The 19,817-nt window shown below is 44.5% G+C and carries 17 protein-coding genes and 1 tRNA gene; 9 read left to right on the top strand and 9 right to left on the bottom strand.

What is annotated here, in order from left to right:
* Positions 1-46 precede the first annotated feature (46 nt).
* The 4 genes from ABDV94_RS05405 to ABDV94_RS05390 all read right to left on the bottom strand — a co-directional run bounded on the left by ABDV94_RS05405 (position 47) and on the right by ABDV94_RS05390 (position 1,943).
* Positions 47-304, bottom strand: coding sequence for a hypothetical protein (locus ABDV94_RS05405; protein WP_343605451.1), 258 nt, complete (start codon positions 302-304; stop codon positions 47-49).
* Positions 285-599, bottom strand: a complete 315-nt coding sequence (locus ABDV94_RS05400; RefSeq protein ID WP_343605449.1) for a thioredoxin family protein — start codon at positions 597-599, stop codon at positions 285-287. The genes ABDV94_RS05405 and ABDV94_RS05400 overlap by 20 nt, the downstream gene beginning before the upstream one ends.
* Before the next feature lie 6 nt (positions 600-605).
* Positions 606-1,223 (bottom strand): peroxiredoxin, encoded by a 618-nt coding sequence (locus ABDV94_RS05395; protein WP_343605447.1) that lies wholly within the window; start codon positions 1,221-1,223, stop codon positions 606-608.
* Positions 1,224-1,496: 273 nt separating this feature from the next.
* A complete protein-coding gene (locus ABDV94_RS05390) occupies positions 1,497-1,943 on the bottom strand; it encodes a Dps family protein (protein WP_343605446.1) in 447 nt (148 codons plus the stop codon).
* A gap of 170 nt (positions 1,944-2,113) precedes the next feature.
* Between ABDV94_RS05390 and ABDV94_RS05385 the strand changes: the two genes are divergently transcribed.
* From ABDV94_RS05385 to ABDV94_RS05375, 3 genes are all read left to right on the top strand, one after another.
* Positions 2,114-3,034 (top strand): LysR family transcriptional regulator, encoded by a 921-nt coding sequence (locus tag ABDV94_RS05385; RefSeq protein WP_343605444.1) that lies wholly within the window; start codon positions 2,114-2,116, stop codon positions 3,032-3,034.
* A 143-nt stretch (positions 3,035-3,177) separates the two neighbouring features.
* Positions 3,178-5,472, top strand: coding sequence for a CAP domain-containing protein (locus ABDV94_RS05380; RefSeq protein WP_343605442.1), 2,295 nt, complete (start codon positions 3,178-3,180; stop codon positions 5,470-5,472).
* A gap of 120 nt (positions 5,473-5,592) precedes the next feature.
* Entirely contained in the window at positions 5,593-6,105 is a 513-nt protein-coding gene (locus ABDV94_RS05375; RefSeq protein ID WP_343605441.1) for a gamma carbonic anhydrase family protein, read from the top strand.
* A gap of 171 nt (positions 6,106-6,276) precedes the next feature.
* Here the strand turns inward: ABDV94_RS05375 and ABDV94_RS05370 are convergent, their stop codons facing one another.
* Positions 6,277-6,909: a hypothetical protein gene (locus tag ABDV94_RS05370; RefSeq protein ID WP_343605439.1), complete on the bottom strand. Its 633-nt coding sequence runs from the start codon at positions 6,907-6,909 to the stop codon at positions 6,277-6,279.
* Positions 6,910-7,063: 154 nt separating this feature from the next.
* Positions 7,064-8,662: a hypothetical protein gene (locus tag ABDV94_RS05365; RefSeq protein ID WP_343605437.1), complete on the bottom strand. Its 1,599-nt coding sequence runs from the start codon at positions 8,660-8,662 to the stop codon at positions 7,064-7,066.
* A gap of 110 nt (positions 8,663-8,772) precedes the next feature.
* On the opposite strand from ABDV94_RS05365, the gene ABDV94_RS05360 reads away from it, so the two are divergent.
* Positions 8,773-9,120, top strand: a complete 348-nt coding sequence (locus ABDV94_RS05360) for a group III truncated hemoglobin (RefSeq protein WP_343605435.1) — start codon at positions 8,773-8,775, stop codon at positions 9,118-9,120.
* A 111-nt stretch (positions 9,121-9,231) separates the two neighbouring features.
* Here ABDV94_RS05360 and ABDV94_RS05355 read toward each other — a convergent pair whose 3' ends face one another.
* Positions 9,232-11,913 carry a PKD domain-containing protein gene (locus ABDV94_RS05355; RefSeq protein ID WP_343605433.1) on the bottom strand — a complete coding sequence of 894 codons (2,682 nt, stop codon included), beginning with the start codon at positions 11,911-11,913 and terminating at the stop codon, positions 9,232-9,234.
* Positions 11,914-12,066: 153 nt separating this feature from the next.
* Here ABDV94_RS05355 and ABDV94_RS05350 point away from each other — a divergent pair, with 153 nt between their 5' ends.
* The 3 genes from ABDV94_RS05350 (at position 12,067) to ABDV94_RS05340 (ending at position 16,753) form a co-directional block, all read left to right on the top strand.
* The gene (locus ABDV94_RS05350; protein WP_343605431.1) at positions 12,067-15,084 is read left to right on the top strand and encodes a histidine kinase; all 3,018 of its coding nucleotides are present in this window, start codon (positions 12,067-12,069) and stop codon (positions 15,082-15,084) included.
* Positions 15,085-15,087: 3 nt separating this feature from the next.
* The gene (locus ABDV94_RS05345) at positions 15,088-15,816 is read left to right on the top strand and encodes a LytTR family DNA-binding domain-containing protein (protein WP_343605429.1); all 729 of its coding nucleotides are present in this window, start codon (positions 15,088-15,090) and stop codon (positions 15,814-15,816) included.
* Between the two features lie 88 nt (positions 15,817-15,904).
* Positions 15,905-16,753: a DUF4412 domain-containing protein gene (locus ABDV94_RS05340; RefSeq protein ID WP_343605427.1), complete on the top strand. Its 849-nt coding sequence runs from the start codon at positions 15,905-15,907 to the stop codon at positions 16,751-16,753.
* Here ABDV94_RS05340 and ABDV94_RS05335 read toward each other — a convergent pair.
* Entirely contained in the window at positions 16,743-17,528 is a 786-nt protein-coding gene (locus ABDV94_RS05335; RefSeq protein ID WP_343605425.1) for an NAD(P)-binding domain-containing protein, read from the bottom strand. The two genes, ABDV94_RS05340 and ABDV94_RS05335, sit on opposite strands and share 11 nt — an antisense overlap.
* A gap of 167 nt (positions 17,529-17,695) precedes the next feature.
* A complete protein-coding gene (locus ABDV94_RS05330) occupies positions 17,696-18,103 on the bottom strand; it encodes a hypothetical protein (protein WP_343605424.1) in 408 nt (135 codons plus the stop codon).
* 383 nt (positions 18,104-18,486) lie between these two features.
* On the opposite strand from ABDV94_RS05330, the gene ABDV94_RS05325 reads away from it, so the two are divergent.
* Together ABDV94_RS05325 and ABDV94_RS05320 are read left to right on the top strand one after the other, a co-directional pair.
* The gene (locus tag ABDV94_RS05325; RefSeq protein WP_343605423.1) at positions 18,487-19,524 is read left to right on the top strand and encodes a COX15/CtaA family protein; all 1,038 of its coding nucleotides are present in this window, start codon (positions 18,487-18,489) and stop codon (positions 19,522-19,524) included.
* A gap of 127 nt (positions 19,525-19,651) precedes the next feature.
* Positions 19,652-19,728 (top strand) — tRNA-Ile (locus tag ABDV94_RS05320).
* Positions 19,729-19,817: the final 89 nt, after the last annotated feature.

Raw genomic sequence — 19,817 nt, 5'->3', positions numbered from 1 at the left:
TTGTAATCTGCTTTAAATAAAAAAGGTTCCCGAAGGAACCTTTCTGTTATTTGTCTATCGAACCGGTTACACGCTTCATAAAATCATTCAGGGCGTCTCGTTGGGTTTTACCGGTTTTTATTTCCTTGTGAACCTCGATCGCTCCGGAAAAATTGGAGAGTAATTCCCCAATAACGTCCAATTCTTCGTCTTTCAATCCCGGAGCATCAATTAAGTACTCCAGTGTTTCGATCGTTTCATTCACGTAGTCTTCATCGTTTTCTTCGATGAATGTGACCATATGTTTAATTACCGGCAACCGCATCTTTAATTTCCTGAATGGTTTCTATTTTATTTCCCTGAGCTTGTTTTACCAGTTCTCCGCCCACAAAGCCAGCGAAAGTAGGCAGGTTGGAAACATCCGCAAACTTGCGTGAATTCGGTAACTTCTCCGCATCCACGTAATAGAATTCTATCCCTGGATTTTCCTCTGCCATCCGCTTGAACTTCGGCTTGGTGATTTTACAGTTACCACACCATGATGCTCCGTATTGAACCATCACTTTCTGATTGGTGTTCAATAACTGCTCTAAATTATCTTCCGTTAACTCTGTAAACATGACTTCTTAGTTTTTGCTTAAATACTCAGCTGTGCTGACACGGTCAGCTTTCATTGCTTCTTTTCCTTCTTCCCAGTTTGCAGGACAAACTTCTCCGTGTTTCTGAACGTGTGTGTACGCATCTACCAAACGGATGTACTCGTGTACGTTACGTCCAACCGGCATGTGGTTGATAGACTCATGGAATACGGTTCCTTCTTCGTCAATCAGGTAAGTTGCTCTGTATGGAACGTTGTCACCGATTGAATCCTCATCATACGGATCGTAATCCAGGATATCCAGTTCTTCAGCCAAACGACGTGTTGAATCTGCAATCAATGGGAACTTAACACCTTCAATTCCACCATTGTCCTTTGCAGTGTTTAACCATGCAAAGTGAACCTCAGCTGTATCACAAGATGCTCCGATAATCAACGTATTACGTTTTGCAAACTCTTCGGAAGCTTCCTGGAAAGCGTGAATTTCAGTCGGACAAACGAATGTGAAATCTTTCGGGTACCAAAACAACAATACTTTTTTCTTGTTATCGATTGCTTGTTTCAATACGTCGATCTGGAAAGTATCTCCCATTTCATCGATTGCGTTCACCACTACTGATGGAAATTTTTTACCTACTACACTCATTTTGTTTGTTTTTTTATGTTTGTTTATTTGTTACTTTTTTTGAGTCAAGAGTCACGATTTGGTTCTTATCAAAGTTCGGAAAGAAGCGAACTGTTTCCTATGACTTATGTCAGCTTTTTGGAGTCAAGACATTTAGTGTCAGGGATTGAGACTGATAGATTTAAGAGTCACTACGATGAGAGTCAGGAAAACAGACTGATACCATCCGGACTCTTCCAGTCTTGCCTCTTTCGATCTTACCTCTTTCAATCCTGCCTCTGACAGTCTAACCAATTATTTCCCCAGCCACGCTGCAAACATCCAGTTCGTTTTTTCTTTCTCCCGAACCAAATCGCTCATCATGCTGTTGGTTCCTTCATCGCCCAGTTCGGCAGACTCATTCAGGATTTCGCGTTCCAGTTTCAGAATCGTTTCCTGTGCATTCAGGATATAGGACATGCCTTCTTTTCCGTCGTGGATTGTTGGATTTTCCTTCAGGTCACTGTGCTTCAGGTAATCCTCAAAGCGATGAAGCGGTGTAATTCCCAATGTCAGGATGCGCTCAGCCAGATCGTCGATGATTACTTGTGTCCGTGTATACAATTCTTCGTACTTCAAATGCAATTCGAAGAAGTTCGTTCCTTTGATATTCCAGTGAATTGCGCGTAAATTCTGGTAATGTACCTGGTATGTCGCCAACAGGCGGTTCATCTTATTGTTCAAATCTTGCTGTGAATTCATTGTTATGGTTTTTTAATAGACTTCAAGACTTGGAGAGTTATGAGACAAGACGTGCGAGTCTTGATTCCTGGCTCTTTTAGTCTGGCCTTCGATTTCATTATTCAAAGTTGCTCATTTTTTAAATATAAATGATATTGATTAACTTTATAAATCTATAGAATTAATTTATCATGATTTCACCACAGCAGATTGCATACATCCTGGCGGTTTCCGAAACAGGATCTGTCAGCCGGGCAGCGGAACAATGTTACGTCACGCAACCCACTCTTTCCATGCAGCTTAAGAAAGCGGAGGAAGTATTGGGACACCAGGTTTTTCACCGCGATACGAATCAAATGGAGCTGACGGAATTCGGGAAAGACCTGATTCCCGTTTTGCAGCAAATCCAGGGAGATTACGGTGCTATTGAACGGATTCTGCAGATTTACTCCGGAACTTACCAGGAACGCTTGCGTATCGGGGTTATCCCGACTGTTGCAGCCTACCTCTTGCTGGATAATTTCCGGGAATGGCAGTCTTTGCTGCCGGCAACCCAGGTTTTCGTGGAAGAATTGAAGACCGAAGAATTGCTGGAAGCTTTGGACAACCGCAAGGTCGATCTGGCCATTCTGGCCGGTCCGGTTACGCAGACCAATTACCGCATCACACCGTTGTTTACCGAAGAAATCCTGGCGTATGCTCCGAGTATTGAAGGAGATGTTTTGCTGGTAGATCAGTTGAAAGACCTGCAACCCTGGCTTTTGAATAAAGGGAATTGCCTGCGGACACAGATGATGCAGTTTTGTTCGATCAACGATGATCTGCCGTCGAGCTGGAACTACCAGGGCGGAAACATGGATTTGCTCATGCGCATGGTGGATCAGCAGGGAGGGTACACACTCATCCCGGAATATTACCATCCGTTTGTGCAGCAGCAGGTCGAGTTCAAATCCATCCGGGACGAACAGGGGGCTTTTCCGGGACGATCTATTATTGCAGTGAGTGCATTCCGCCACGTGAACTGGGATTCAATGGAGAAAATCATTCGTTCCATTCAACACAAATACAGCAAGCCGGTTTCTAAGGAGCTGGAATTGTTGAGTTGGAAGTAGTAGGTTTAGAGAGGGACTATAAGACTTCGGGAGTCAAGAGCCAGGATGTTTGGGGTTTGAAGTTCGGGGAATGTTAATTAGTCAGAAAAAAGAATGATTGAACGTTGAATCACTAATTTTGTGCAACCAAACATTCAACCTGTATGTGCCGTTTAAGCGTACTTATTTTCTTTTTCTGCCTGTCGTTTTCTTCATTCGGACAGTTGACCGACCAGAACAAAATTCAACTGAAAAAAGAGCTTTCAGCCCTGGTCAATGCGCTGCGAAAAGAGAAAGGACTCAAAGCGTTGCAGTTTCATCCGTCATTGGAAAAAGCGGCAGAAATGCACAGCAAGTACATGGCTGAAAAGGGCATCCTGGATCACGTAGAAAAAAACGTGGAATTTTCCACTCCAACCAAACGGGTACTGAAAGCCGGGGGAACAGACCTGGAAGCTGCCGGTGAAAATGTACTTTACTCCACTCCGCAGAAATTTCCGCTGGATTCCGCCGCAATTGCTGTGCTTGCAAAAGAGATGTTCGAATCCTGGAAAAATTCGCCCGGTCATTATGCCAATATGATCAATAAGACCTACGAACTGGGAGATTTTGGATTCGAGGTCAATTCAAAACATGTCGTTTATGCAACGCAGGTATTTGCGAAAAAGGGAATAGTCGTCAAAAACCAATTGTCGAACAATGCGTTTGGCTTGAAACAAGGGCCGAAAGATTGTGCCAAAGACCTGGATGGTTTTATGAACCTGGTTAACCAGCTGGGAAACTCGATTGAAATTCAGGGAAATGAAGTGATGTTTTATTATTCTGATTTTGATCAGTTCAATCGAATTCTGAAGGGAGACAAAGACGGAATCGCCGTGGATATTATTCAGCGAAGCCAGGTTCCGTGTTCGGCTGACAATCAATTGGATATGTCGCCTTTTTACGACGGTGTTTTACTGAAACCACTGTATAAGAAAGAAATTCTGAGTAAAAATCAGGCGGAGAGCAATTACCGGTTGATTACTTCTCTGGGAAAGGTCCCGGAGCATTTGAAAGGCAAGGAGCTGAACATTTCGCTGGTACTGATCAAAAACGGAAATGCCTGTTTGTATCTTTCCCCCGGAGTAGTTCCTTCCGAAAATTATCACTTGAGTAAAGTGGAGCCCAAACTGACCAACCCGCCGGATGCCGTTTTCAGTCATGAAGGAATTATTGAATCGGTGGAGGTGAAGTATGATTTCAGACCGAGCGATTCGATTCCGCTCACGTATCCTTCCTTCAAGAGTAACGGGAGAGCTGTTCATTCGGTGTATATCCAGTCTTTTACTTCGATCGATGGAGACAAACGGGCCAATGATTACTACCACTACATGAGGGCGCAGACCATCAAAAAACATATCCAGTCTAAACTGAATGTGCCGAACGAAGCATTTACGATTGATGCGCGTGAAAACTGGGAATTGATGGATTTTCAAATGCTTTATTATTTCGCAGACGAATTGGCATCCATGAGTCGTGATTCGATTAAAAAGCACTATTCGGATTACGAGGGAATTCCGTGGAGAGAGTTGTTTCAGAAGCAGCGGCGGTCTACGGCAACCATTAATTTTATAGGGAAAATTCCGCCGAATGCTCCGATGAAGCAGCTGGCAGAAATGAACCTCCGGACTGCGCTGATTAATAAGAACTGGAATCAGGCCAACAGATCCATGTATGAATTGTATCAGCTGAAACAGTTTCCGCATTTTATCATCGAATCTCCTTACTTTGAAATCATCAAATCACAAAGTGAACTGACTCAGAATGCCGCTGCGCTTTTCATCATGTCGGGCAAAACAGATGATGATCTCGTGACGCAGTTTTTGTATGCATCCCTGAGCCGGTCAAAAGACCTGAGTTTTGAAGCGAAAGAAAACCTGGCTCTGCTCTATGCTCAAATTGCGTTTGAGTTGTTAACCGTTTGGGATTTACCGGCGCAGAGTCTGGCAAACGTCATCCACCCGACGCGGATCATTTCGATGGTGGAAGGAAACCAGTTCAGAGACGAAGTTATGCTCAATATGCACCTCACGTTTATCAATTACTTCGGGCAGGTCAATGATGCCAAAAACATTCGCAAATCGTTCGATTTTATCAGCTCGCAGTTTAACAACGTGACGCTTCCCGTGAAAGAAGAAATTGATTTGGTCTTGTTCTTTAACCAATGGAGCAGGTATGATCTGACTATCGATCGGCTCAAACCCCTCTTCAAAAATGGGAAGTTGAATGAAGAAGGCGTATTCATCCTTGCCAAAACATTGAGTTTCTATCACCAGGCTGCCGATCAGGCATTGTTGGATGAGGTCATGGCAAAAGCAATGGCGATGAATAAAGTGAAATGGTGTAAGTGGATCAATGCTGAGTTTCAGCAGCTGAGAAACCCGAAACTGAAAGAACAGTATTGTAAAACCTGCAAGTAGGGAGAGCGGCTCACTGAGATCGATCAAATATCATTAGGGTTTTGACGTATAAATTCCCACTTTTACAGTCTCAAATTTTTCACTTTTCACTTTTACATTTTCACTTTTCAAATTAGTATTATGGCTTTAATCAAATCATGCAGGGGAATCGAACCTCAATTCGGAGAAGATGTTTATTTGGCAGAAAACGCAACGGTGGTCGGAGATGTGATCATGGGGGATCGTTGTTCTGTTTGGTTTAATGCGGTGATTCGCGGAGACGTGAATTCCATCCGGATGGGAAACCAGGTCAATGTGCAGGATGGAGCGGTGATTCATTGTACGTACGAAAAAACCAAAACAACACTGGGAAATAACGTATCGATCGGACACAACGCATTGGTGCACGGCTGTACGGTTGAAGACAACGTGTTAATCGGCATGGGATCCATCGTGATGGACAACTGTTACATCGAATCGAATTGCATTATTGCTGCAGGAGCGGTGTTACTCGAAAACACACGTGTTGAATCCTGGAGCGTATATGCAGGAATTCCGGCTAAGAAAGTGAAAACGCTTTCTCCCGAATTATTCCAGGGAGAAGTGCAGCGTATAGCGAACAACTACGTGATGTATTCCGGCTGGTTTAAATAAAGACCTTGCCAGGGAATTGAAGTGATTTTTAGTCCCGCTGATGACGCGGACTCGCCAAAGGCGAGCGCAGATTGGATAGTAATACCTATCAGAGATATTCAGTAAAAAAGACCGCACTCGTACCTGAGACGGTCTTTTTTTGATGCATTTTATCCTAAAAATAAGGAGCGTTTAAAGATCAATCGGTTCTTTGTTGATGCAGTTGACTGTTCCTGCACTCGTTCCGGTAACGAACTTCCAGGAATCGGAGTAATAGTTGTAAGTCGACAGGAAATAACCTCCGGTATCATACAGGTAACCGGTTGAAATCTGTTCGTGAATTGAAGTGGGAAGCGCTGTAGACAAATCACTCACGATGAGGATGAACGTAGAACTGTTCGTTAGAAGTGAACTGGCGTACCACATATACGGATTTGTACAGTTAAAAGTCGCGATCCGGTTGTATAAGCTGAAACCGCTTGTGGTAGCAGGACCGGCATATTTGTAGAGTGTGTAATACGAAGTATAGGTATAATTCTGGCTGCTGCTGCATTGTGTTCCCACCCGCCAGTTGACCCGGTTCCTGTTTTTGGTCGGAATCATGGAAATGGTACACGGATGACCGTCACTGCAGTGGGTATCGACCAGTTTGTCATAGAAAATCGGGTGGACACAGGTTTTGGTGTTTGCCTGCGGTTTCTTTTTACCGGCTTCTTCCGTGCGTGAAATAAGGGTTTCTTTTGTTTCTTTCTGGCAGGCATTGAATACGATAGCTCCCAGAAACAGGCCTGCTACTGCTATAGGCAGGTACATTGCTTTTTTCATGAGTAATGGTTTTAAGTGAATAATGTGTGCTCAAATTAGAAAATTTCAATTGGTTTTCCAAATTCATGTTGAAAATCAACGAAATAGAATCCTGGAAACGAAAAAGGCATCCGCTATTCACGAATGCCTCCTCTCTCTGATTTTGGGTTTTGATTTAGATCGAGAGGTAATGTTTTAAATCATCCGATGTTTTAATTTGATCAGTTATATTTTCCATCAGGAATACAGGCGTTTTTTTCGACAGATCGAGTTTGGGATCCTGTTCGCTTTGCAGGACATAAATTTCGCCCTCCGTTGTAAAGAGCAGGAAGATATTTTTTCCTTTGGAATTGCAGGTAAAACGCTTCGGATCAAAGCTGAATGACGCATTGACATCTTTATCGATCAGGCAGAGGATATCGGCATCTTTGATGGTTTTTTTCGTTGCCGCATTCAGGTATTTCGGTGAAACTTCCGTTTGATTGGCTAAGCGGTAGATTTGATCACAGTTGTAAACACCAAATTTGTCGGAGTTTAATCCGCGTACCAGGTTCGGATATTGATGTCCTTTGTCGCTTCCTTCGATCATTCGGCTGTCAGCATTTTCCGGATCTATTAAAACACCTTGATTGTTATAAATGACATCGTATTCCTGCCAGATGAGTTGAACGAGCGCTTCCACGTATTCCGGGTTGACCTTTAAGCGGTACTCCTTAGTCAGGTCCTGTGCAACACTTTCCGAGATTTTCTGTGGTTCTTTTCTCGCCAGGCTGCGGTAAGCTTCGCGGGTTTCATTGTCTAAAGTCACGATGGCATATGGAATGGACTTGACATAACTAAGTTTGGGTTCATCTCTTTTTACCTGTGCTTGTACGCTTTGCGAGGTTGCAAGGGGTGTGTCCGGCTCCGGAGTCATTTTCTTTCGGGGAAGTAAATCGTGTCTCAAAACAGTCCAGATTCCGGTTTCATCATCCAATTGATAAAAATTGATTCCTTCTTCGTTCCTGGTGCAGTTGAAATCAACCGTTACCTCTTTGGCAAGTTTGAGTGTATTTCCGTTTTGTGTTCCGCGGATTTCATACATTCCGGCCGAATTGAACAGGTAGGAGCCGGTTTTGTCCTTGTATTCCATCGGGATTCCTGAAAAAGCCATTTCTGCAGCATTTCGGTATTCGCGGTAACTGAAAATGTACATCCCGGCAACCGGTTTTCCATTTTGATCCGTTACAGCATACGCCGGAATATGAATCGTACTGCCGCTCGGGTGCGTAAACGTGCCGCCTTTTGCATTGTCCACATCAAACATGGAGAAAGGATTGGAAGGATCAGCTTGTTCGATCCGTTTGAAAGCCATCGGAGCCTGAAGTACATCATCTGTATAAATCCGGAAACCGTGAAAATACTGCTGAGCTTCTGCACGTGTTTTGGCCCCGGTTTGTTCAATCCACACAATGTGAGGATTATCCGTCTTCAAGCGCGGCAGGAGTTGTTTCAGGCGGTGCATGCGGTCTTCATTCAGCTGGTTTTGATCGAAATGTTCATCTTCCTTATACCGCGTATAAATGAGTTCAACCCGGGTGATCTTTTTCGATTGGAGGGCTTTCAGTGCTTTGGAGTTGGAAATGGTCTCGTGGGAAAACGAACCTGGAATCTCTGTGCAGTGCTTGCCTGCAGGAACCGCTTTCTCCACTTCCTGTTGTTCATGAGCCGTTTGCGCGGAGCAATGCAGCGAAAAAATGAACAAGCAGATAGCGATGGGTAACTTCCCTTTCATAAGTTTAATCTTTAGAGTTCCAGTGTATAATGTCGAAAAATGAAAAAGGTAAACACGAAAAGTGATTTTTATCAGAAAATAATTGTTCGAAGTCAGTTACTTTTGAGTCTATGAAGCAGATAGAATCAAAGAAAGACATCGAATTACTGATCGAAACATTTTATGGAAAACTTCTGAAAGATGAAACGGTCTCTCACTTTTTTGTTCATCTGAACCTGGAAGAACATCTGCCGCGCGTGGTGCAATTCTGGGCGTTTATTTTACTCGACGAAGCGGGATATAGTGCCAACATGATGGTCAAGCACGCAAGCCTGGATTTAGACGAAGCATCTTTTGACCGCTGGCTGAAATTGTTTCATGAAACCGTCGACCAGTTTTTCGAAGGGGAGAAAGCCGAATTGGCCAAACAACGCTCCACCCTGGTTGCCTGGACGATGAAGACGAAGTTTTTGAAATAATTCCGAATTACGAGTGCCTGATTCCCTATGATTTCCAACAAGTAATTCGTAATTCGTAATTCGTAATTCGTAATTCGTAATTCGTAATTCGTAATTCGTAATTCGTAATTTTCATCGCAATAAGGAAACATGCCCTGTAATGATCTCTGCATTGGCATAAGGCGCGCAGGAAGTATAGCGGATCACATAGCTGTAAATGTCTTCTTTGCACGCAATTCCGTTGTAGGTTCCGTCCCAGTGGTCTTCAAAGTCGTTTGACTGGTAAAGCAATTCGCCCCAGCGGTTGTAAATCTTTAAATCCCATTCCACCGGGGTGAGCCCCAATTTCGGATAGAAGTCATTGTTGTGTTCGTTTCCATCCGGCGTGAACGCATTCGGAACATAGACCGTAAACGGTTCAATCGCGATGGATTGGTAACTGGTGTCGCTACAGCCGTATTGATTAAACACAATCTGCATCGGGCGGTGCATGCCGTCAGTGAAATACGTGTACGTCGGATTCGGATCTGTGCTTCCGGCGTTTAATTCCCCGAAGAAATACGTGATGTTGAGTGCTCCCTGCGACAAATCCGTGAACTGGATTTCCGAATTACAAATATCGGTTTGCGTTTTATCGATGGAGAAGCCCGAGGTCGGTTTCGGGTGAATCGTAATCAAATCCTGTTGGAGCAGCGTAAAGGTATCGATACAACCGAAGGTCGAAATGATGGTCAGCTCCACGGAATAAGTCCCGGCAGTGGTGTAGATATGCAACGGACTGGTTTCCGTACTCGTGCCGCCGTCTCCGAAATCCCAGAAACTGAGCAGCGGCCCTTCGTGGTAGCTCAGGTTGATGAATTGTGCCGGGTAAGGTTCGCACTTCAATTCATCGCTGATCGTAAATCCAACGGTAGGAACGGAGAAGACCAGCACATTGGAATGAGCGCTTTTCGAACAGCCTAAAAAACTTGCTGTAAGCGTCACAGGGAATGTTCCGGAGGCATTATACACCACATTGTTCACATTCAGTGTAGTGGCAGTCTGAGGATTGGCATTTGCACCAAAACTCCAGGAATAGGTCGTAATGGAAGGCCCGGTTACATTCCCCACAAAATTGAAACTGTTGTCTGTGATACAGAGCGAATCGTTGTGTGTGAAAGAAACCTCCAAAGGCTCATAAATCGTAATATTCTGAACCAGCGTATCGGAACAGCCAGGTCCGCTTGTTGCAATCAGGGTAATCGGGTAAGTCCCTGCTGACGGGAAAGTATAAGTTGGTGAAACCGCCGTACTCACATCCGTATTGATTCCCGGAACACCGAAATCCCAGGAGTAACTGGTTGATCCCTGTGAACTGTTGGTAAATGTCTGCGTGTAGCCGGAACATTCGTGGTTCGTTGCGAAATCCAGTTCAGGAACCGGTTTGTCGTAAAAGAAGACCGGTTTGGTAATCGTGTCGGCGCAAACGCTGTAGGTTCCGATCAGTGTCACCACATTATTTTGAGAGGAGCTGAACTCCACGTTGAGTACATTTTGAGTCGTTGCTGTCTGCGGAGTGGCATTCGGGCCAAAATTCCAGCTGAATTGCGTGCTGGCAGGTCCGTTGATGATTTGTCCGTGGAAATCCAGCGTATTATCGATAAAACAAGTCGAATCGATGAAGGTGAAATCCACATGGAATGGATTTTCCAGGATCAAATCCATGTAGGCGGTATCGGTACACGGCCATCCGGGATTGGCGACAAGCATCACGTGGTATGTTCCCGGCTGCGGGAACGTGTAAGTCGGTTCGAACGCTGTACTGTTGTCTGTTGTAATTCCGGCAACTCCGAAATCCCAGTAATAACTGCTGGCTCCGAAGCTTTGATTGTCAAATGTAAACGTCAGTCCATTGCAATAGGAAACGAAGCCCGGAGTATTTTCCTGATCTGTAACGATGGCAGAAAGCTGCACGTTACAGTTGACTACGCGGAATAAGAAATCGCGGGTGACGGAATTGATAATGATCCCGTCGCGCCATTCGTTTACGCGGATTCCGACTACGTACAATCCCAGGTTATTGGCATCCACGAATAAATGTCCTGTAACCGGATCGATGGTGGTCGTTGATCCCGGCCCAAGTGGAATCGCCTGGTTGAAACTACCGCCCCAATTTACCAAAGGGTAGGGAGGAGCAGGAATCGGGTTCGGAGCCGGGTTGAAGGAACTTGCTCCTGCATTCGGAGTTACCAGTTCATACGACAAGCTGTCGCCGTCGGCATCCGTAGCACTGTGGTCGAAATTCAAATCTTCGTTGTTACAGATCACCAATGGCGGATAATTCGTAAAACGTGCCGAATTGTTGATATAATGATTGCCTCCTGCCGGTGGAATAAAGGCCTGTAGTGTCAGTCCGGTATCGTCCGGGTTGATCAGGTTTGTTACATTCGGTCCGCGGCAGCATCTTTGGTAAGAAACAATGTAACCGACGGCTGACGGCGGCAGGTTTAAAGTGATGGTATAGATGGCTCTTTCGGTACAAATTCCGGTCGGAGCAGTGATACATGGATTGTTAAAGACAATCGGAAGTACGGTACTTCCCGGGAAGGGAACGTTGTGATCCGAAACCCGCGTTCCGTTGGCCGTAAAAACACTTAGAGGAAGCGGAGAATCATACGCCGCACCACTCGAAGCACAGTCGCGATAGATGGCAATGTAGAACTTGTAATTGTTGTTTCCGAGGTAGTCATAGTAAATTTCTCCTCCCACAATATGAGAAGCCTGGGCGGAGAAGCCTAATAGTAACAATAGGAACAGAGTAAGGTTTCTAAACATACCCGGAGAATGAGAAATTAAAAGTCACTATTTTTTTTCATACGTGCCAACTATTTGATCTTTCATTGAGTGAAAGGTTTAATTTTAGATGTTAACGGAGAAAATATGTCACATGTTTCACGCTATATGAAATTTAGTTTCGAAATTGGTGACATGAATTTTCGGATTTGGTTGCTTTTTTCAGTTATTCATTTAACACTTTTTGGTCAAAGAGGGTTGATCCAGTACTCGAAAGAGAACGGGTTGATCTCCAATGAAATCAGAGACGTGGCGTATGACCAGGAAGGGTTTATCTGGCTGGCAACTCCGAAGGGAATTGAGCGGTTCGATGGTCAGCGTTTCATCCATTTCAAACACGATCCGGTTGATTCTTCCAGCATTGCATCCAACGACATCCAGGGATTGGTTTTCGATAAAAACCAAACAATCTGGGCGTTTACCTATAACAAAGGACTCGTTGCTATTCATACCGAAACGTTTGAGGTGAGGAATTACAGCAAACGAACGATCGGCTCTTTCGGCAGCAACCGCATCAACGCGCTGGCAGTGCAGGACCACAAAATCTGGTACACTTCCGCAGAAGGAAAACTCTATCTTTTCGACACGAAAACCAAACAAACGAAAAGTTTCACGTTCCCGGCTCTCGAAAAAGAAAGCCCGGTTCTGAGTGCTATTCTGATCGACAAAACAGACCCGGCGAAACTTTGGATCACATCTTCGGAAGGCTTGTACCGGTTTTCCGTAAACACGCAAAAATGGAAACACTATGAGTTCAGCCGCACAACGGATATCAGTCCTGTTGAAACGTCTTTTTACCGCAATGAAATGACGTCGCTTGTCGAGGACGATAAAGGAAATTTGTTCATCGGATTGCGCAAGGGCGGCATGCTGTATTTCAACCAAAACCAGGGGGTGTTTCGCGTGTTCCCGATTTCCATTGATGAGTTGAAATACCAGACGATTTCATCGATCGAATGGCGGGATGAACGCTATTTGTATCTCTGTCTTTTGAACAAAGAGATTTTGCTTTTTGATACCAGTAAGAAAGAATATGTACGGTACGAAGAATCGGAGCGAAGCGCAGTGATGCCGTTCCGGATCACGAAATTCGGTTCACAGCTGGTGATTGCCAGTTCCAATGCCGGGTTGTTTGTTCACGATGAATCCCTGATTTATGGTGCGAAAATGACCTCGAATCTGCAGCTGCGGAACGTGAAATATTCCGTGGATGGAAAGCGAGCCTACCAGCTTTTGGGAAGCGGAACGCCGGTGCTCCGGAGGATTCTCGGAAACGGCCCGGAGCAGATTCGTCTGGATGGATTGACGGATGCGAAATGCTTTTATTTCCTGAAAAACGGGAACATGCTGGTGGTGGGAGCCAACGGAGTAATGTTCGTAGACCGCGATTACCGGACGATGCGCAAAATGATCCATTCGGATCACCGGTCGATCGACCATCGTTTTCAGAATTCGTTGCTGGTCGGAGATTCGCTCTTGTTTGTGGGAACGCTGGATGCCAGTTTGCTCCGGATTCGTTTGAACGATTTTTCTTCGGAACGGATTTATGAAATTTCCAGTGAAACCAAATCGGATGAAACGCGGGAGTATTTTCCGCTGGCGATGATTCAGGTGGGGGAACGGGTTTATTTTTCTGAAAACGAGCAGTTGTACCGTTACAACATTCGTTCGGGGAAAGTGGACCGCGAGAACCTGTTTAATCATGAAAACACGGATCAGATTATTTGCCTGGCGGTAGAAGATCAGCAGAAACTGTGGATCGGGACGCGGGCAAGTGGTGTTTGGAGTTACGATTTGAAAAGCAAGGCACTGGAGAATGAATACACGTCGTTTAACGGCTTGCAGAATGATGAGGTGAATCAGTTGATTTTGGACAAATCAAAACGCCTTTGGGTACTGAATCCTTCCTGCGTAGCCATTGTGAATACAACGTTGCGGAAAGTACGCAGCCTGGAAAAGCGGAACGGAATCAGTGATGTGTTCGGGATCAATATCACACCAGATTCGATCTACTTTTTACAGCGGAATTCATATGTTGTAAGTGCGGTTTCAAGTAAACTCCCCGTTCGAAAAGTGGCCATGCCGTATATTCTCCAGATCAAGGAAATGAATGGAATCGGGCGTTTTTCTACGAATAAGTTCAGATATGCCTATTTTGAGAACAACCTCGTTTTTGAGTTCGGGGTCAAAGATTTCTCGAATGCGGAAAACAATATTGTGAGCTACCGGATGCTTGGATTAAATTCCAACTGGATCAACGGAAACCAGAAGAATGAAGCCTTGTATCACAATCTTCCGGGTGGAAAGTATGTATTCCAGGTGCAGGTGGTAGAAGGCGATGAATCGCGGATTATTTCGTATTCGTTCAAAATCACGAAACCGTTCTGGCTCCGCTGGTGGTTCATGACGCTTTCTTCCGTCATTGTTGCCTTCGGAATCTGGTACTACATGCGTTCCCGTATCCGGCGTATTCAAAGTACGGAGCAGATGAAATCGGAATTCAGTCTTCAGATCAACGAATTGGAATCGCGTGCGCTTCGTGCACAGATGAACCCGCATTTCCTGTTCAATAGTCTCAATTCCATTCGATTGTTTATCCTGAAAAACGAAGTCGACAGCGCGGCAGATTACATAGCGAAATTCTCCAAACTGCTCCGGATGATCCTGAATTATTCGCGCCAGGATATGATCACGGTTTACGATGAAATTCAGTCGCTGAAGCTCTACCTGGAGTTTGAACGCCTGCGTTTTGATCAGGATTTTGACTTTGATCTCCAGATTGACGGTCAGGAAGTGCTCGACTGCCAGATTCCGCCGATGATCATTCAGCCGTTTATTGAAAACGCGATCTGGCACGGCTTGATGCCCAGAACCGAGGATGGCGGAAGAATCCGGGTTTCGTTCCAGAAACAGCAGAGCGGATTGTATGTGATGGTTCAGGATAACGGAATCGGGAGGGAAAAAGCCAAAGAGAACAACCGCAAGCGTTCCCTGAAGGAGGGAAGTGTGGGATTACAGATTACCAAAGACCGTCTTCGTTCGTTAACCCTGCGCACCAAGCGCCAAAATGAGTTCGAAATCGAAGATTTAATTGACGAAAATGGAAAAGCAATCGGAACTTTAGTTACCTTGTACTTTGAAACACCAAACTAGATTATGAAGTTACGTGCAATTATTGTAGATGACGAAAGGCATAGTTTAGAAACTACTGCTATTTTGATCCGGAAATTTTGCCCGGATGTGGAGGTTATTGCCGAATTACAAAACCCGATTGATGCGGTTGAAGTCATCAATACCGAAGAACCGGATTTACTGTTTCTTGATATTTCAATGCCTAAAATGAATGGCTTTGAATTGTTGAATGTATTGACTTACAAAGACGCAGATGTAGTTTTCACGACTGCATACGACGAGTATGCTTTGGAAGGATTCAAGCAGGGAGCGGTTCATTATTTGGTCAAACCGATTGATGCGGAAGACCTGGTAGAAAGCGTTCAGCGTGTGAAAAAGAAACGTGCCGAAGGGAAACAACCTGCCGGAGTAAGCGGATTGGGTCTGAAGCCGAAAATTCCGATTTCTTCCCTGAATGGTGTGGAACTCATTGAAGTAGATCAGATTATCCGTTGCGAATCCGATGGGAATTATACAACCATTGTATTGCAGCAACGCAAGATTACGGTCTCAAAAACGCTGAAAGAAATTGAAAAACAATTGATTGATTTTCCGTTCTTTTTCCGCCTGCACAATTCCCATTTGGTGAATCTGAACCAGGTAGTGAAGTATATTCGCGGAGAAGGTGGATCGGTGATTTTGACCAACCAGGAAGAAATCGGCGTATCGCGAAGCAAGAAAATGGAACTACTCGAAGTTTTGGGAATCAATTAAGGACGGAGTTCACTCACTGAAATTGAAAATTCACAAAATCGAACCGATTAGTTGTTTGTCTTTCATTACATTTGATTAAAACGAACTTATGAAAGCTCTTCTACTTTTTGCTGCGATCTGTTATTCGGTAACGGGTGCTTATGGCCAGGAACTACTCAAATCGATTGGGAATACGGCCAAAGAAAAGGCAAATGCCCAGGATTTCAATACGACACGCAACAACAAGGAAAGAGGAAACTTGCAGCAAGAGAAGAACCGTTCGCTGAAAGAGTCGGAAAGTGCTCCTGCACCGGCTCCGGGGGCGGGCGCTGCCCAACCGGAATCTCCTGTGGAACCTTCAGGTGATTACCAGGCTTCGTACACGTTTTCAAGCAGTGTGACTTATCGTATTGAAAGTCCGAAAAAAGCAAATGAAACGCAGGAAATTCACTACAGTTTTGGTAACCAGGTGATCAAAATGGAAGCTGCGAATCAGGATATGTCGTCCATCATCGACTCGAAAAACGGGGTGATGATTCTATTGAATAACAAGGACAAGACAGCCACTGTGATGTCGACTAAAATGATGGAAATGGCCATGAAACAGCAGGCGATGAACCAAAATCAAGGTTCGGAAAAACCGGCTGCCAAAGTGACCAAAACCGGCCGTACAAAGACTATTTTAGGCTATAAATGCGAAGAAATCATCATCGAATCGGATAAGAAGACCGAAGCTTGGGTGACCAGCGAAGCTGGAATTGACGTGAGTAATATCTTTGCAAACATGGCTAAAACACCGATGTCGCAGGTTCCGTCAGAAGCATTTTCCGGTGGGGTGTTGATGGAAATGACTTCTTACGATGCCGAAGGAAAGGCCGAAATGCACATGCTCATGACTGCTTTATCGAAGGAAACGAAAATCATCAACATCGGTTCTTACAAAATCACTAAGCTATAGGGTAATTGGAAGGGTCGGGATACACGTATTTGTAGCCCAGATCAAGCGAATGTTTGTTGGAGATGATTCTTTCAGACTGGATTTTGTGTTCAAATTCCGGGGCTTCGATTCCCAGTTTTTGCGCCATTTCGGTATAGAAAGGTCCTTTGAGTGGATGCCCGGTCGAACAGCCGTTGATGGTTTCATTCCACAGTTTGTGTTCTATCACAAATTCGATCAATCTGACAGCATCTTCCAGGTGGATCAGGTTGATGCGTTCATGACTCTGGTAACTTTTCCCTGATTTTGCCATGGATGTTACGGGATATCTGCGCGGCCCCACCAAACCAGCCAGTCGGACAATTGTCAGTCGTTCGCGTAGAATGGAACTAAGTGCTAATTCTGCATACCCGATGGCGTTGTTCTTAATGGATCCCGGAGGATAGTCATCTTCCGTAAAAATCCCGTCCCGCTTCGGATAAACGCCCGAAGAACTCAATAAAATCACTTTGCAGGAAGAAGGGAGCAGATCAGCTACCCGCACACAATCTTTGGCGTATGCTTTTTCGTCTGTTTTGGAAGGTGTGAATGCCATTACCACGACGTCTGAATCCATGAAATAGGAATGATCCGTGAAACGTTTTTGCTGTGGATCGAAGATCACATGTGAAAAACACTCGTGAGCTAAATTCACCGAACGTGACCGTGTTGTTCCAATGACTTGAAACCCTTTGTTCAATAGTGATTTTGCGAGTGGTAGTCCCAGCCATCCCAACCCAATTATTCCGATCTTCATATCTGAAAGATACAGCAATAATTCGGGATTTTGAGTTGTTTTTCAGAAAATAACCTGTGGTGTTTTTTGAATCAGGTGCGGGTTTTTTAGTTGAAAAGATTCTGAAGTTTGATGAGCTGTTTTCAGGTAATCAGAATCTTTTCAACTGGTTTGACAGTAGTCAGGGCTTAACCTTTTTCGTTAATCCAGGTATTTTTTATCGTGTGGCGAACCAAATAATAGCGATTGTCTCTCCAGTAAAAGAAGCAAACGCAGTTGTTGATTCCGTCGATGATCATCTCGTATTCGTTTCCGGCATCGCTTTTCACGGTCATGGTGTACTTGATTTCTTTATCGTCGTATTCATACTTGGTGATGAAGTAATCGGAAGAAATGCCGGGTGTTGTGTGGTGGAAGGTCGTTAGCTCCTTGTTGAATTCGAATAAGGTTCCGTCTTCATCCGTCGACAAAACCTCCCATTCGGATTTTTCATCGTTCCAGACAGCATCCTGCCGGTAATTGGTCGAAATATTCAGCTGTGCAAGTGAAATGGTGGTGCTTAACAAGAGGCTGAATAATAAAAGTAACTTTTTCATGACGTAACAATTTAGTAGAACAAAGGAAGGGGAGAAAGTTGGGTTGGGCAATACTGCATTTGACGTATTGTTGGTTCGGGTGAGCAGAGGTCATTAATCGTTGGAATCTTAAATATTTTGGAGCAGGTTGATTTTGAGCGTGTTTATGGAGGGATAAGGTGTTTTTAGAGATTGTCAGAATCACTTTGATTGATTTCTTTGAGGTTTTAATGTTGGGAATTCCCAATTTCCCAATATTGGGACGAGCTATTCATTCTTGAAGTCCTAAATTTTGATAGTTCGCAATTCGTTTGCTCACTCGAAGGAAGAACTTCAAAAAAAATGACTTAGGTCATCGGATTCAAGACGCTTTTATCGGTAATTTTGGGCAATAAATAGCGACTATGTTTTCAAAAGCTTTTATACGATTAAACTGGATCACATTGGTATTCATCTTCCTGGTGATTATTGCAGGAAGCGTGGTGCGTACCTCCGGAAGCGGTATGGGATGTCCCGACTGGCCGAAATGTTTCGGAACCTGGGTTCCGCCGACATCTGAAGCGCAATTACCAAAAGATTACCGGAAAGTTTACGGAGAAAGACGTGTGAAGAAGGTCGAGAAATTCGCCAAATTCCTGACAGCACTCGGTATGAAGGAAACAGCTGAGAAAATCAAAAACGATCCGAGAACTTACGAAGAAGAGCCTTTCAATGCACAGCGAACCTGGACGGAATATGGTAACCGCCTGGTTGGTTTTCTGGCGGGAAACGGTGTTTTGATCATTTTCCTTTGGGGATTCTGGAAATACCGGAAAGACAAGCGTTTGGTGTGGCTTTCCTTCTTCAATCTCATTGCAATCGGTCTCAATGGCTGGTTCGGATCGATTGTCGTAGCGACCAACCTGGTGCCGTGGACGATTACGGTACACATGTTCCTCGCTTTACTGGTTGTTTGTCTGCAGTTACTGCTATTGCGCAGAATTAGTCCTGCAAATCAGAAAACGTTGAACCTGCCGGTTGCCATGAAGTGGTTGATCGGAATAATCCTGCTTATTACCGCATACCAAATGTTCCTGGGCACGCAGGTGCGCGAATACATTGACCAATTGACCATGAAGGGACTCGGAAGAGAATCCTGGACGAGTCAGTTCGGCTGGGCTTTCTTTATTCACCGCTCCTTCTCCTGGGCTGTTTTGGGGCTGATGATTTTCCTGGTATTTCTTAACTACAAAACGGATAAAGTACGTTCGGTTTACTGGGCCTTCCTGGTATTGGCGATTGAATTGATAGGTGGAGTTCTCTTAGCGTATGCAGACATGCCGGGGTTGGTACAAGTGTCTCATTTGTTGTGTGCTACTGTTTTGTTTGGAATTTTATTTATGCAGTTTATTCGTTTGAGACCCTTGTCGAAAGGTCTTTCCAAAAGCAGTATCCGCGGATAAATTTCGGCTTCTTCTTGTGCTTTTCGATTTGGGATTGGATAGAAATACTATATTTGCAGGCGTTAACATCGTGTTTAGTCTAATTACACAGTCGTTTGTTAACTTAATCGAAAGCGATGCTTTCTCCGGTCCTATAGCTCAGTTGGTTAGAGCAACAGACTCATAATCTGTGGGTCCACAGTTCGAGCCTGTGTGGGACCACCAAAACAAAAAAGCATTCAGCGGTAGTTGGATGCTTTTTTGTTTTTTGCCATTCTGTTTCCCTTTCTCATTCTATCCGGATTTCTTATGAA

The organism is Fluviicola sp. (assembly GCF_039596355.1).
Classification (GTDB): Bacteria; Bacteroidota; Bacteroidia; order Flavobacteriales_D; family Crocinitomicaceae; genus Fluviicola.
This window is presented reverse-complemented; position numbering and strand designations above follow the sequence as displayed.

What these genes read in the sequence shown, in the direction of transcription:
- ABDV94_RS05390 (WP_343605446.1), bottom strand. Translation starts at nt 1,943, where the DNA reads ATGAATTCACAGCAAGATTTGAACAATAAGATGAACCGCCTGTTGGCG.
- ABDV94_RS05340 (WP_343605427.1), top strand. Translation starts at nt 15,905, where the DNA reads ATGAAAGCTCTTCTACTTTTTGCTGCGATCTGTTATTCGGTAACGGGT.
- ABDV94_RS05345 (WP_343605429.1), top strand. Translation starts at nt 15,088, where the DNA reads ATGAAGTTACGTGCAATTATTGTAGATGACGAAAGGCATAGTTTAGAA.
- ABDV94_RS05395 (WP_343605447.1), bottom strand. Translation starts at nt 1,223, where the DNA reads ATGAGTGTAGTAGGTAAAAAATTTCCATCAGTAGTGGTGAACGCAATC.
- ABDV94_RS05405 (WP_343605451.1), bottom strand. Translation starts at nt 304, where the DNA reads ATGCGGTTGCCGGTAATTAAACATATGGTCACATTCATCGAAGAAAAC.
- ABDV94_RS05325 (WP_343605423.1), top strand. Translation starts at nt 18,487, where the DNA reads ATGTTTTCAAAAGCTTTTATACGATTAAACTGGATCACATTGGTATTC.
- ABDV94_RS05385 (WP_343605444.1), top strand. Translation starts at nt 2,114, where the DNA reads ATGATTTCACCACAGCAGATTGCATACATCCTGGCGGTTTCCGAAACA.
- ABDV94_RS05360 (WP_343605435.1), top strand. Translation starts at nt 8,773, where the DNA reads ATGAAGCAGATAGAATCAAAGAAAGACATCGAATTACTGATCGAAACA.
- ABDV94_RS05380 (WP_343605442.1), top strand. Translation starts at nt 3,178, where the DNA reads ATGTGCCGTTTAAGCGTACTTATTTTCTTTTTCTGCCTGTCGTTTTCT.
- ABDV94_RS05365 (WP_343605437.1), bottom strand. Translation starts at nt 8,662, where the DNA reads ATGAAAGGGAAGTTACCCATCGCTATCTGCTTGTTCATTTTTTCGCTG.
- ABDV94_RS05400 (WP_343605449.1), bottom strand. Translation starts at nt 599, where the DNA reads ATGTTTACAGAGTTAACGGAAGATAATTTAGAGCAGTTATTGAACACC.
- ABDV94_RS05370 (WP_343605439.1), bottom strand. Translation starts at nt 6,909, where the DNA reads ATGAAAAAAGCAATGTACCTGCCTATAGCAGTAGCAGGCCTGTTTCTG.
- ABDV94_RS05330 (WP_343605424.1), bottom strand. Translation starts at nt 18,103, where the DNA reads ATGAAAAAGTTACTTTTATTATTCAGCCTCTTGTTAAGCACCACCATT.
- ABDV94_RS05355 (WP_343605433.1), bottom strand. Translation starts at nt 11,913, where the DNA reads ATGTTTAGAAACCTTACTCTGTTCCTATTGTTACTATTAGGCTTCTCC.
- ABDV94_RS05375 (WP_343605441.1), top strand. Translation starts at nt 5,593, where the DNA reads ATGGCTTTAATCAAATCATGCAGGGGAATCGAACCTCAATTCGGAGAA.
- ABDV94_RS05335 (WP_343605425.1), bottom strand. Translation starts at nt 17,528, where the DNA reads ATGAAGATCGGAATAATTGGGTTGGGATGGCTGGGACTACCACTCGCA.
- ABDV94_RS05350 (WP_343605431.1), top strand. Translation starts at nt 12,067, where the DNA reads ATGAATTTTCGGATTTGGTTGCTTTTTTCAGTTATTCATTTAACACTT.